Here is a 13,282-nt window from a genome sequence, read left to right as displayed (position 1 = left end):
TCGAAAATCCACGCCCTGTCCGACCGGGCCGGCCTGCCCCTGACCGTCGGGATCTCCGCGGCCAACACCCACGACAGCCACGCACTCAAGCCTCTGGTCAACGCGATTCCGGCGATCCGCTCCCGTCTCGGACCCCGGCGCCGGAAACCGGGCAAGCTGCACGCGGACAAGGCCTACGACATCCCCGCGCTGCGCGCCTGGCTCCGCCGGCGCGGGATCATCCCGCGCATCGCCCGCAAAGGCATCGAATCCAGCGACAAACTCGGCAAACACCGGTGGGTCATCGAACCAACGATCGCGTGACTGGCCGGCTACCGGCGCCTGACCATCCGCTACGAACACAAACCCCGCCACTACCTCGCCTTCCTCACCTCGGCGCCGCCATCACCCGCTACAAGAAACTCGCCAAACGAGACACGCTCTTAACCCGCGTGAAGAACTTCGAGTTCCGCGTGAGTCCAGAACCTTCTGTGCTCGTAGTGTGGTTGGCCCCCACGAAAGCCGGGTAGGAACAGAGGCGTTCGACCACCCACGATCGCACGTCACCTGGAGGGAATCCGTGAACTTCACCCATCGACGCTCGCACCGAAGACTTGCCAGCGCGGCTGCGCTCATAGCGACCGCCACCACCACGCTTCTGCCCGCGGCCGCACCGGCATCGGCTGCGACCGACTCACCGACGTACAACTACACCAGCGAGGTCGGCGACTACCTCGGTCAAGGAAACGCGGAACACTACAGCCCCGCCACCGCGGATTTCGTGCTGGAGAACTACTGGGGCAACACGGCCGTTCGCTTCAACGTGCTCGAACCTCGCCACGGCGGGCCGTACGCCGGCACGTACTGGGCGGTCTACCTGAGCCCGCCCAGCGGACAGCGGCTGCACACCGGCCACTACACCGGGGCAACCAGCTACCCCGGCGCCACCGCTACCGCCCCCGGGCTGAGGGTCGAGGGTGAAGGCCGCGGCTGCGGGACTACCTACGGCGAGTTCGCCGTCCGCAGCATCAGTTTCGATGCTGCTGGTGACCCGACGCACCTCGACGCCACTGTGATCGCCCGCTGCGACTCGACAAGCGCACCGGCCTACACCGCCACGCTGCGCTACTGAACACAGGCGCGCCCTGCGGGCACCTTCCGCCCGCAGGGCACCTGACCACCGTCGGGCGGTACGCCTGCGATCCGAAGGCGCGTTCGGCAGGACTGGGGTCGAACTGCAACGCGACCTTGCAGGCCGCGATCGCGTCCTCGTGGCGACCGAGGTCGCGTAGCAGGTCCGCACGTGCGGCATAGCACCGCACCGGGTGGTGGCACGCCGGCGTCCGCGACCCCGAATCGGTCGCCGAACACAGCCTGCGAACCGCTCAGATCACAGCACTGCTCGCCGCGGAGGAGCTGGGTGGACCGTCTCCGCGCAGAAAGGCCTCACGACCGAGACGGCAAGGCGCGTCGCCGAGGCAGCCGTCAACCACCAGTTAGGCGACCGCACGGATTGGACACGCGCCCGGTATCGTCGCCCTGGCTGACCGTTTCGGTCGCCGTTCATCCGAAAGTCGGATCAACGGCGATCGGTTGCAAGCGAGGTTCAAGACGATGCCGACAAACCGCTCCCGGGATCTGGGCAGCGCTGTTCGCTCGCGTTTGTCAGCCATCTCGCTCCGGAGTGCGCCGCCGGCCAGCAGGGATTCGAGGGCCTCCCGCAGCGCCGCGGGCGTGACCTCGTCCATCAGCGCGGGCTGCGCCGGCGCCCGCGAGATGCCGGGCGTTGTGCGCCTGCTCTCCATCAGCCGACGACGCCAGCGGGATCAGGACCGAGGGCAACCAACAACATCGGCAACCGATATTAGGCTGATAAGGCCCGATTCCGCGCCTGGCGCAACATCGGACCCTAGCAGCGCGACCAACTGACGGGAGGGTGCGATGGCCAAGAAGAAGGCGGCGGCGCGGCAGTCCTCGGGATGGCTCGCGCTGGCGATCGGCTCGATCACGTTGAAGGCCCCCGGCGGGGCGGCGGTGACCGTGCTGTCCGAGGTGATCAAGGCGATCATCGACCACGTCGGCGACAAGGAACTCGAGGACAAAATCACCTCGGGCTTCGCGGACATCAACAACCAACTGCGGGACCTGCGGATCCAGATAGGCAAGATCCCGCTGCGGAAGTACGACGAATACATGGCTGCCGGCCGCAGGCACCTCCAGGACGTCTTGGACACGCAGGAATACTTCGACCGTCGGCAGACCATTCAGAACGCGAAGGCGAAGTTCATCGAGGCCAGCGCGGTTGCCCAGGTCCAGGGGGATCTCGAGCGCAGGCTGCTGGCGGAGGTCGCCATCGCCGGGTGCTGGTACGCCCTGGAGTCCCAGGAAGGCCTCTACAAGACCCTGCAGGCGGCCCGGGAGGCCGCGGAGACCGGCGTCCTGGACGGAGACCGGGCGATCATCGTCCGGTACGGCCACATCCTGCGTCTGTGCCGCAACCTCGGCATCGTGCCCGTCCACTGGGCCGAGCCGTTGGACTCGCAGTTGATGCCCGCGATCAAGGCCACCATCCCCACGGTCGCAGTCGTGGGTACCAGCGCCTACCTGCTCGGCGTGCAGGTGCTGGTGACCGCGACGAGTCCCGGGGTGGTGAGTTTCGAAGTCTGGAACGAGCGCTGGCCCGAGGTCCAGGTCGGCCTGGCGGCGCGAAGCGCCGACACTGCCTACCATCCCACTCCGGTAGCGCAGGGCGCGGCGCTCGCTTACACGATGTACAACCATGATCCACAGCCGGTGGTAGTTGTCCGGCTGCCCGGTCGGCCGACTCGGCCGACGCTCGGCTTCCTGGTCATCGAGGTGCCGACACTTCCACCCAACCCGTATCCCGGCTACCCGGCGTACTAGCACTGCGGCGACACTCAGCTGAGTTCCAGATCGGGTGTGGCCAGCAGCACGGTGAGCAGCACCAGCTACGCCTGGCCGGCGCCGCTGACCAGCCGAACGCCGCTCCAGTCGGGCAACTGCCCACGCGTCCCCGTCCACCCGCAGGTGGTCACCCGGTCACAGCACGGCATTTGATTCTCTCACCCGGGCACTCCAGTCTCGGTGAGCATCGATGTCTCGTGCAGTGGCCAGGACCGGTTCGCTGTCAGTTAGCCCCATCAGAACAGAGCTGATGGCGCCAGCAGGCCTCCGCGCAGGCCCGCTCGGTCGTTGCGAACCCTGAAGCATCCCTGGGAGCACATGATCTTCCGGTCGGCAATTGATCACGACGCCGGCGTTGTCGAGCTACCCGCTGCCGTTCTCGCGCACCTCACGGGTATCGAGGTTGTCACCGATGTGCAGTGGAGCCGGCGTGCTCGCCACGACTGGACCGACTACGTCGCCGCCCGCTTGACCGATCTCGAGTCCTGACTGTCAGGAGCTGTTTCCGGCCGGCCGGCCGGCCGGCCTGCTCGGGAACCGGACGAGCGCGATTTGCCCCGCCAACGACTGAGACCTGGCTGTCCTGCCGCAGGACCGCAGAGCTGTTCACCGACGCCACGGGCGACGGGCTCTGGTGACCGGCGTAGGAGAGGGACTCGGCGCTTTCGTTGTGCCCCAAACGCTGGCCCAGGCCGATGTCGCCCATCTGGCTGATCTGACACAAAGTGAACGGCAAGGCAGTGCGTAGGCGACCCAGGTGCGACGCCGGACTGACCGACCCCACCGTCGTCACCCACCCGGACGCCCGCTACGAGATCCTCAACAAAACCACCCGCGCCGAGAACACACCACCAAGCTCGACTGGCTCCGCACCCACCACCTCACCACCACCTGATCCCCGGGCCCGTCCCCGGTCGTGCGGGACTACGCCGGGTTCTCCGCGACGGCGAGGTAGTCCGTGTAGATCTGCGGTGAGCCAGAGAACGAGGCCAGCCGCTTCCACTCCTCGTACATCTGCTTGGTGTCGCGGTGGGCGGCCGCGAACTCCGCGGCCTCGCCGGTGGCGATGTCGGGCTCGGGGTAGAAGACGTCCAGCGCATCCAGGCTCGCGATCTCCATCATCATCACGTACTGGTCGAGGCGGTTACCCCGCTCGCCCTTCAGCACATGGAACCGCCAGTCCGGGTAGTCGTCGATCCGGTGGTGGTTCTCGGCGATGAAGCGGTCGAACACCTCCTCGGTCACACCGGCGCGCAACGCCAGGTTGTGGATCCCGACGACCCGGGCGACGGGCTCCTCCCCCGGGCGGTCGCGGTAGCGGGGGCCGGGCGTGACCGTGCTCCGCGGATTGTCGGCCAGCAGCCGGTAGTCGGTGAACAACGTCGGCAGCTCACCGAACGTGCCCAGCCGCCGCCACCGCGCCAGCACCCCCTCCGCCTCCGGGTGCCGCGCCCAGAACAGCCGGGCCGGCTCGGTCTGCTCACCCCGGGCCGTGACGTACCGGTCGCGCTGCTCGGCGCTCTCGATCTCGTACAACATCAGGTACTGCCCGGTCCGCTCTCCGCGCAACCCGCGCAGCAGAGTCCACCGCCACCCCGGGTACAAGGGCAGGTGAACGCCTTCACCGCGCACGAAGGTCTCGAACTCTTCCGGCGTGACACCAGCCTCTGTGTCGATGGCGATGTACTGGAAGGTGAACACCGACGAGCGTCCCAATTGCGCGTCCAATCCTCGAGCCGGGAAAGGGATCGCGCGTCCGACAAGCACGACTCCCCGCACCACATCCTGCCCGCTCCAGCGCAACCGGGCCCGCGAGCCCCTCCCCACTGGACGCGATCCGACGGGTCCCACCGTCCGTGACGATCAACCAACTTCAGCGCTACCAGAGCAGGAGATCCTGGCCGGTGAGCCGCACCTCGCGTTCCTGGGTTCGCTCGCGACGGGTCTCGTCATGACACGCTCCAGCATGAACTTCGACGACTCGACTGAAGTCTCACATATGGCGTTATACGGCCAGCTGGCTCCCGGCCCTGGATGCGCCAATCGGACGAACGTGCACACGACCGCCGTACTTCGACGCCGGCACTTCACGCCGGACCCCGTGGTCGCAGCGCCCCCAAGCCGCGCAACTGCTGACAGCGATCGCCGCCTCGGAGCCCCGCCGTCGATGCGATCGTGGTCGGCGAGTACGAACGCGCCTTCCCCGGCACCCGGTTCGCCACCCTGTACATCTGGTGCACCCGACACGGCGTCCAGCTGTGGCTGTCCGAACCGTCGGACCGGTCGACCTCGGCAACCGAGACCACCGAGCGCCGCTCGCTCTGCTGGCCACCCAGTCACAGCGTGAAGTCATCCGCGCCCGCCATCGGGTCCTGGCGGCGATGTCGGCCCCTCGATGTAGGCGCTAATCGCGCCCTCCCAACAGTCCACCCCGCCGCCGCTTCCCCATCCGGGAACAGGGAGCTCGGCGAGAGCCGGCCGAGCCCGCACCGCGCTCTGCCACACCGGCAGGACCGGCAGAACTGGAGGGGCCAGAGAACTCCGGCACGAACAGAGCGGTCAGGAAGCGTCGCGCGCAGGAGGTGTTGACGGGTCTGCTCGACGGCGCGCGACGCGGCCACGCTGCTTGTGCAGCATCCGGGTGAATCACCTGCCAGAACGTCAACCGTCCCGCTCCTCCGGGCGTGAGCCGATCGCGCAGGCACGACCTTTCCCCTGATCGAGGCAATGGGAGTGCCGAATCTCTGACGACGAGGAGTCAGCTTGTCCACGCGAAGAACGTCATGCCGTCGTCCGACCCTCGTGGTCGCAACCACGTTGGTGCTCTTGTCCGGCGGTTTGCTCGCCGTGACGCCGGCCGAGGCCGGTCCCGCCGCGGTGCTGACCCCGACCTTGACCGGGGCTCGCCCGTCGGCGACCCGGATCCCGTTCCCGATCTCCGACAAGGTGTCCGCGTCGGTCGATGTCGGCACCGGCAACCTGCTGGTCACCACCTCCGAACTGGCGTTACCGGGAATCCAGGAAGATCTTCAGCTCGGACTGACCTTCAACAGCCTGCGTCTCGGCTCGGGCGCCGCGCTGCCGTCCGGATCAGCGGGTGCAGGTTGGGCGATGCGAGTCGGACAGGACACCAAGGTGATCCTCAACTCCGACAACTCCGTGCTCTACCTCGCTCCCGAAGGCCGCGAAGGCCTGTTCCAACCCGCCGGCGCAACGGCCTACACCGCGCCGGCCGGGTTCAAGGTCGTCATGGTGAAGACCGCGTCGGGCTGGACGATCACCGACCACGACACCAACTCGGTATCGACGTTCGACTCGACCGGGCAACTGGTGTCGATCAAGGACCGCAACGCCCAGACGTCCGCGTTCACCTACGCCTCCGGGAAGCTGTCCCAGGTCACCTCGACCCGCGGCGGCGCGGGCGCCCGGACGGCGAACCTCACCTGGTCGGGCCCCCTGGCCACGATCGGCCAGACCGGTGATGACGGCACCGCGCGCAGCGCCACCTACACCTACACCGCGGGCAAGCTGACCAAGATCACCGACCCGACGTCGAAGGACACCCAGTTCGGCTACGACCCGACCACCGGTGACCTGACCACGATCACCAACGAAGCCGGCAAGCAGACCGCGATCCAGTACGACGCCTCGCACCGCGTCAAGAAGGTGACCCAGGAGAACCCGGCCGGCGGCGCGGCGACCCGGTTCACCTACTACTCGGCCGGCGAGACGCTGGTCGCGAGCCCGAACAACACCGAGACGATCCCCGCCAACGGGCCACAGACCGACTGCTTCCTCAACGCCCAGGAGCTGGTGACGTCCGTGGCCGACCCGCTCGGCCGGGGACGCGCCAAGACCTACACCCCGTTCACCGACGTCGCGACCTCGACCAGCGGCACCGGGGGTGTGACCACCTTCGGGCACGACCCGGCCGTGAACGCCGGTGAGTCGCTGACCGGCGTCACCGCCCCGACCGGGGCGAAGGCGACCGCGACCTACGCCAACACCGGCGCGGCCAAGTACCTGCCCTCCGGTGGCACCGACGGGCAGGGCAACGCCAAGCTGTTCACCTACGACGGCGCCGGCAACCCCCTCAGCTCGGCCAACACGGCCGCGACCGCGACGTCGAAGGTCGACTACAACGCCGACGGCACCCTCAACACCTCCACCGACCCGCGCGGCAACGTCACCGACTACACCGCGAACGCCGATCACCAGATCACCGACGTCGCCCCGCCGGCCGGCTCGGGCCTGGCGGCGATCGCCATCTCCTACGACGGGTTCGGGCGGCTGCACGCCGTCCGCGACGGCCGCGGGCTGCGCACCATCTACGCCTACGACCGCGCCGACCGCGTCAAGACCATCCAGTACTCCGACGGCACCCCCGACGTGGCGTTCACCTACGACGGCGCCGGCAACGTCCTCACCCGCACCGACACCTCGGGCACGACGACCTTCACCTACGACGCGCAGAACCGGATCACCTCGCGCACCGCGAACTCCGGCGGCGGCACCCTGTCCTACGGCTACGACAAGGCCGGGAACCTGACGTCGAAGACCGACGCCCGCGGCGCCACCACCTACGGCTACGACGCGGCGAACCAGGTCACCGAGATGACCACCCCGAACGGGCAGAAGACCGCGTTCGCCTACGACGACGACGGCAAGCGCACCGACACCTGGTTCAACACCAACCCCGCCCGCACCACCTTCGCCGCCCACACGAAAACCACCTTCGACAAGAGCGGCCGGATCTCGCGGACCTGGACCGCACGCGCGTCCAACGACGCGACCAAGACGTTCGACACCGGGTTCTGCTACTCGCCCCGCGTCGCCGGGCAAACGTGCCCGTCGGCATCGGCCACCACCGACACCGGGTTGATCAAGTGGTCGACCGACAACCTCTCCGGCGCGGTGTCGCTCTACAGCTACGACACCTCCAACCGGGTCACCGCGGTCTCGAACTACGGCGGTCACGACTACGCCTACACCTACGACAAGGCCGGCAACAGGCTGACCGCGAAGGTCGACGGGACCACCACGCAGACCCTGACCTACAACGCGGGCAACCAGATCTCGAACGCCGGCTACAGCCACGACGCCGCCGGGAACCGGACCGCCGACCCGGCCCAGGGCACCTTCACCTACAACGCCGCCGGGCAAACCACGACCCACACCGAAGGCTCGTCCTCGAGCACCTACACCTGGGCCGGCGGCGACCAGGACGAACTCGTCTCCACCACCACCGGGGCGAACACGACCAGCTACGTCTACGGGCGCAACGACACCAACGGTGTCCCGATGCTCCAGTCGTTCACCAAGAACGGCCAGACCAGCTACGTCGACGCCGACCCCACCGGCATGCCGCTCATCTTCCAGCGGCCTGACGGCACCACGCACTACTACGCGCTGGACAACCAGAGCAGTCCCGTCACCCTGATCGACAGCAGCGGCGCGGTAACGGCCTCGTACACCTACGACCCCGCCGGAAAGCAACTCACCGCTTCCGGCGCAGCCTCCGCGGCCAACCCCGTCCGCTATGCCCAGGGACTACTGGACGAGACCACGGGCTGGCTCAAGCACGGCGTCCGGTGGCACGACCCGACCACCGGCAACTGGACCGCCCTCGACCCCATCAGCCTGGTCCTGGAGCCCGACATGGCAAGCCGATACGCCTACGTCGGCGGCAACCCCGTCAACCGGATCGACCCCACCGGCCTGAAGGCCGACACCTCGAAGGCGTGCCTCGGAGGCGCCGCCGCCACTGCCATCGGGGCTCTGTCCGGGGTGGCCAGCGCTCCCGGGGTAATCCCCGCTGCCGCCCTCGGATGCATCGGCGGTGTCGTGGGGAACTGGATAATCAACGGGTTCGGCGATTGATCCCATCAACCCGCGCATAAAAGCCGGACGCCGCCGGCCAGTACGTCTCCTTCGACAGCACAATCGACAGTTGTGACTGATAGACCGGCTGCCAGACCCCTCGAAGGGAGGAACCACCGTGCGGTGAAAGTAGGCCCGGCCGGCGCGAATTCAGCCGGGCCTACGCACGGGACAAGTGCCACACCACCCACGTCACCATTCGGCCGCTAGCGGACAACAAGCATTATCGGTAGCTTCGCAAGGAAGCTACGTACATACCATCGAGGGGATCTTCGTGAAACGAACATTGACCGCACTATGCCTCGGCGTGACCGCACTTCTCGGCATGTCCTTCACCGCGTCGGTGGCCGCCGCCGAAAGCGTTACTGCTTCGAGAAGCGGCTCGCCGCAATCTGATTCCAACGGAATAATGAGTTCGCCGAAGTGTTCCGGCACGAGCGGATACGGGATGATCCGCTATCAGGTGTGCTTCCGTTACAACTGCGACAGCAACAGTTGCAATGTTCTCGGCTACCTGGGCTTGATCAACACAGCGACGACCGCGCGGACCGTGGCGTGGGATATGGACTATCGACTGCAAACCACCGGAACACTGAAGCACGATGACGACGGCTTCGCCACTCTCGCCGCCGGAGAACAGCGGACGATCTATTCCGACAACCCTCAAGTGTCTCCAATTTGTGGAGGTCACGTCCAGTGGGTCCAATACTTGGTGGTCAGATACGGCAGCACCGACTGGAGTTCGCAGATATCCACGCTCGATACTCTATTCTGCGCGTAATCGCTCAGGCTCGCAGATGGCGACGGCTCGGTAGCGTTTGATGCCGCATTCCACCGCGCGGCGTTCTGCGTGGGGTTGCTGCGGGCGCAGCCGATGGGGTTCTACAGCCCGCAGTCGCTGGTCGCCGACGCCCGCCGCCACGGCGTCCTGGTGCGGGAACCCGACCTCAACGCCGGTCTCGCCCACGCCACCCTCGAACCCGAACCGGACAGCACCGGCGGTGTCGCGATCCGCCTCGGTCTCGCCGGCGTCCGAACCGTCGGCGAGACCGTCGCCGACGCGATCGCCGCCGAGCGCCAGGCGCACGGGCGGTACACGAGCATCGGCGACCTCACCCGCCGCATCCAGCTGACGAAGACCGCCGTCGAAGCCCTCGCCACCGCGGCCGCCACGACCCGCCTCGGGCATCTGCCCGGGCTCGACGCCCCCGCACTGCCTGGCATGACCCGGTTCGAGGTCACCGCGGCTGGCCGAATCCAGCAGTGTCGACCACGTATTCGAACTCGTCTCGGTCGGTGTTGCGAGCGAGAAGACGCCCGCTGCAGCGAACAGCATGCGCCAGCAGTCACGCCCGACAGCACGATCCGGATACTCAGCGAGCAGCACTGGACCGTCATCTCGCGGAACCTGGGAAAAACCGAGGTCGAGTTCTTCGAGGGGCAACCTGATGCCGCGGTCGACGAGATAGGCGGCTAACCGGCGAGCATCGAAATGGCCGGCATGCGGAAGCCTATGACGCTATCGGCCGGCTGCTCTGCGACAGCGGCATGATCACGGGCAGCGTGCGGCATGAAGGCCCTCCACGGCCCCGGTCAACCGGATCGGGGAGCTTGAGGAATGGCATTCAGCCATGCCCGGGCAATCCCCACCAATGCTTTCGACTTCGCCTCGGGGTCGGTGATGCGAGCGGCGATGCGTTCCGCGCGGTCGGGATTCCCTGCTGCCACGGCCACCGCGACCTTGCTCAGCGCCTGCCCCTTCAGCTGTTCGTCGTTCAGCGTGGCCGCGAGATGTTCCGCACGGTCGGGATCGTTCGGCGCGATCGCCTCCGCGATCCGACAGAGCGCTGACGTCTTCACGGCCGGGTCGGCGATGCGAGCGGCCATCCGTTCGGCGCGATCAGGATCCCGTGCTGCCACAGCCTCCGCGGCATTGCCCAGCGCCCATCCGACGTCTCCGAATTCATCGGCGATGCGTTCCGCGCGCTCGGGATCACTGGACGCGATCGCAAATACCACCTCGCTCAGGTAGAGAGTCCTGCTCTGGTCGTGGGGCAGGGTTGCCGCGACCCGTTCGGCTTCCGCCCCGGCCAGCTCGGCCAGCGCCGGGTCGGCGTCGGCCACGATGCCGGCGACCCAAGCCAGCGCCTGCGCCTTGTTGCCCGGATCGGCGATCATCGCCGCGACCCGGTGCGCACGCTGGGGGTCGGTCGGCGCCGCAGCTTGCGCGAGCTGGTTCAATTCCAGGCCCATCCAGTTCGCCGCGACCCGTTCGACGTCGGCGGGTGCGGCACGGTAGGGGGTTTTGCTCGTCCTCACGACGGTTTGCCAATCGATGCTCATGACGCCCCGCTCCACCTCCGTGAACAGCCGGCCCGCACGGTCGCGATCGCGCTGTGCGACGGCTTTGCCGAGCAAACGCAGCAAGAGCGTGCGGTACGTCCCGCTCTTGTCGCCGCTCGCGGCCGTTCGCTCCAGAGTGAGCGCGATGCGGTCGAACAGCTCGGTGTCCCCCGGCGGCAAGTTCTCCAGGATCTCCAGCATCGCCCGGTGCTTGTGGCTCTCCTCGTTGATCGCGGCGACAAGGCGTTCGGCATGACCGGCATCGCAGGACGCGACCGTGATCGCCACCGTGGCCAGGGCATTTTCAGCCCAGTAGTCACCGGCCGTCGGTCTCAGAATGGCTTCGGCGTCGGCGAACAAGCGGCCTGCGCGGTCAGAATCGGTGGAATGGAGCAGTCTGCCGAGTTCACTCAGGACCACCGCGCGCGTCTGGCCGTGGGCGATCTGCGCCGCGATGCGTTCGGCCAGGTCGGGATCGCCGCGCGCGGTGGTCTTCGCGACGTTCCCGAGCACCTCGTCACGCTTGGCACTGTCGGTGATGCGCGTCGAGATCCATTCCGCCTGGTGCAGCATCACCTCCGCACGGGCCGCAAGGCTGCCGCCTTGCGAAGCTGATGCCGGATCGGACGCCGGTGAGGTGACTCGCGCGGGTGGCAGCCGGCTGAGAAGTGTCCGTGCCGCGTCGGCCACCTCCGGACTGTCGCGTGCCGCAACTTCTTCGAGCGCGGGACGCCCGGCGAGAACGCGCATCGGGTCGTAGTCGGCCAGCCACTGGCCCAGTTCGGCCACCGCCGCCAGCCGCAGTCGAGAGAACGGGCTGTCCAGGCCCGCACGAAGCTCGGCCGGCAGCTCGGCCGCGGCCATGTGCGCACGCCGGGTGTTGCGCATCAACCCGAGCAGGTCCGTAGTGGCCGTGCCTCGCTGCTGGGGCAGCGGCAACCCCTCGGCCACCGAGCGGCGGTACAGATGTCGGTAGATGTCACCGAAGCTGAGCATCTCCCCCGCTTCTGCCGTGCCGGCTCGCAGCAGGCTCAGCAACCGTCCGGTGAAAGCAGTGTGCCGTTCCCCGGGCAACACCACCGCGGTCTTGTTGGCCGGCGCGGAGGTCAGGGTGTAGGTGCCGTCCACTTCCAATTGACCCAGGACGACTTCCTCGTCGTCCGCGAGGGTCTCCGCGATCGCCCGCCCGCTGAAACAGCTGTCGACGATCATGACCCGGTTCCTTGCCGGACTTTGCAGGAACGCCTCGCGCACGGCCTCGAACCGCAGCGCCGTGAACGCCGGTCGATCGTGAACCGTGCCCGCCAAGCTCAGGTACAGCTCATGGCTTCGGGGACTGAGCAGGCCGTGGCCGCTGTAGTAGAAGAGCAGGAGGTCGGTCGCGTGGGTCGCGGCGTCGTCCAGCAGCTCACCGATCTCCGCGATCCCGGCCTCGGCCGGAGCGGCGACACAGTGGGCCGGCTCGAACCCGCCCAGGGCAGGATCGGTGAGAACCTCGACGAGATCCGCGACGTTGTTGGCCACCTCCGGCCGATCGGACAGCCCCGGGTGACGGTAGGTCGGTGTGCCGACCAGCAGGATCCGAGACCGGCCGGGATCGACCGGGCGGCCGCTCATTCGTCCGGTTCCGTCAGCTCGCGCAACTCACGGAGCACTGACTCGACGTTACCGATCCGCTTGCCGTCGAGCTCGATGCGTTGCCCGTCCGGCTTGGTGATGACGATCCGGACGTCGGAGCGTCGGGGCAAGCTGAGGAAGTTCTTCAACGACGCGGCCAACACGGTCAAAGCGCCACCGGCGCCGACAGCGGTGACCAGGAAGTCCGACAGGCCCCCCAGCTCACCCGGCCCGGGCTCAGCGGGGGCGAACCGGACTGCGCCCCGCAGCTCGGTGTCCCGCGACAGCCAGTCGGACAACTCTTCCAGGTCCGCGACGGGATCCTCGCCCTGCACGGACAGCAACAGCTCCACGTATCCTCCTTGCGGACCATGCTCGGCTCCCGGAAGATTATGCCTCAGCGAGTCAGGTAGCGGCCGCGTTTTCGCTCGACCGTGCGCAGCTGCTCCCCAAGCTCCGCGGCCCTGGCCCGTTGCCGCTCGACCAGCGTCGTGACGGCCGGGCCCCTGCCGCCAGGTCAGCGAGGTCAGCGAGGTCA

Annotated in this window: 9 protein-coding genes and 2 pseudogenes; 8 read left to right on the top strand and 3 right to left on the bottom strand. The window is 67.7% G+C overall.

Annotation, left to right across the window (positions count from 1 at the left end; genetic code table 11):
* The 5 genes and pseudogenes from ACLJQZ_RS42655 to ACLJQZ_RS42635 form a co-directional block, all read left to right on the top strand.
* A pseudogene (locus ACLJQZ_RS42655) lies at window positions 1–410 on the top strand (IS5 family transposase); the annotation flags it as partial.
* Between the two features lie 149 nt (window positions 411–559).
* Window positions 560–1,111 (top strand): hypothetical protein, encoded by a 552-nt coding sequence (locus ACLJQZ_RS42650; protein WP_410626770.1) that lies wholly within the window; start codon window positions 560–562, stop codon window positions 1,109–1,111.
* A 185-nt stretch (window positions 1,112–1,296) separates the two neighbouring features.
* Window positions 1,297–1,425, top strand: a pseudogene (locus ACLJQZ_RS42645) (HD domain-containing protein); the annotation flags it as partial.
* A 495-nt stretch (window positions 1,426–1,920) separates the two neighbouring features.
* A complete protein-coding gene (locus ACLJQZ_RS42640; protein ID WP_410626769.1) occupies window positions 1,921–2,883 on the top strand; it encodes a hypothetical protein in 963 nt (320 codons plus the stop codon).
* A 339-nt stretch (window positions 2,884–3,222) separates the two neighbouring features.
* The gene (locus ACLJQZ_RS42635) at window positions 3,223–3,393 is read left to right on the top strand and encodes a hypothetical protein (RefSeq protein ID WP_410626767.1); all 171 of its coding nucleotides are present in this window, start codon (window positions 3,223–3,225) and stop codon (window positions 3,391–3,393) included.
* Between the two features lie 435 nt (window positions 3,394–3,828).
* Here the strand turns inward: ACLJQZ_RS42635 and ACLJQZ_RS42630 are convergent, their stop codons facing one another.
* Complete coding sequence (locus tag ACLJQZ_RS42630; RefSeq protein ID WP_410626765.1) at window positions 3,829–4,620, bottom strand: hypothetical protein; 792 nt, start codon at window positions 4,618–4,620, stop codon at window positions 3,829–3,831.
* Between the two features lie 1,110 nt (window positions 4,621–5,730).
* Here ACLJQZ_RS42630 and ACLJQZ_RS42625 point away from each other — a divergent pair.
* The 3 genes from ACLJQZ_RS42625 (at window position 5,731) to ACLJQZ_RS42615 (ending at window position 10,261) form a co-directional block, all read left to right on the top strand.
* On the top strand, window positions 5,731–8,784 hold the full coding sequence (locus ACLJQZ_RS42625; RefSeq protein ID WP_410626763.1) for an RHS repeat-associated core domain-containing protein: 3,054 nt from the start codon (window positions 5,731–5,733) through the stop codon (window positions 8,782–8,784).
* Between the two features lie 307 nt (window positions 8,785–9,091).
* Window positions 9,092–9,565: a hypothetical protein gene (locus ACLJQZ_RS42620; RefSeq protein WP_410626761.1), complete on the top strand. Its 474-nt coding sequence runs from the start codon at window positions 9,092–9,094 to the stop codon at window positions 9,563–9,565.
* Between the two features lie 69 nt (window positions 9,566–9,634).
* Window positions 9,635–10,261 carry a hypothetical protein gene (locus tag ACLJQZ_RS42615; RefSeq protein WP_410626759.1) on the top strand — a complete coding sequence of 209 codons (627 nt, stop codon included), beginning with the start codon at window positions 9,635–9,637 and terminating at the stop codon, window positions 10,259–10,261.
* A 116-nt stretch (window positions 10,262–10,377) separates the two neighbouring features.
* Here ACLJQZ_RS42615 and ACLJQZ_RS42610 read toward each other — a convergent pair whose 3' ends face one another.
* Both ACLJQZ_RS42610 and ACLJQZ_RS42605 read right to left on the bottom strand, forming a co-directional pair.
* The gene (locus ACLJQZ_RS42610) at window positions 10,378–12,744 is read right to left on the bottom strand and encodes a caspase domain-containing protein (RefSeq protein WP_410626757.1); all 2,367 of its coding nucleotides are present in this window, start codon (window positions 12,742–12,744) and stop codon (window positions 10,378–10,380) included.
* Window positions 12,741–13,097 (bottom strand): effector-associated constant component EACC1, encoded by a 357-nt coding sequence (locus ACLJQZ_RS42605; protein ID WP_410626755.1) that lies wholly within the window; start codon window positions 13,095–13,097, stop codon window positions 12,741–12,743. Before ACLJQZ_RS42605 ends, ACLJQZ_RS42610 begins: the two co-directional genes overlap by 4 nt.
* Window positions 13,098–13,282: the final 185 nt, after the last annotated feature.

Origin of the sequence: Amycolatopsis sp. cmx-8-4 (assembly GCF_046548675.1) — a bacterium.
Lineage (GTDB): Bacteria > Actinomycetota > Actinomycetes > Mycobacteriales > Pseudonocardiaceae > Amycolatopsis.
The sequence above is the reverse complement of the archived record's forward strand: the minus strand, read 5'-3'. Positions and strand labels throughout refer to the sequence as shown.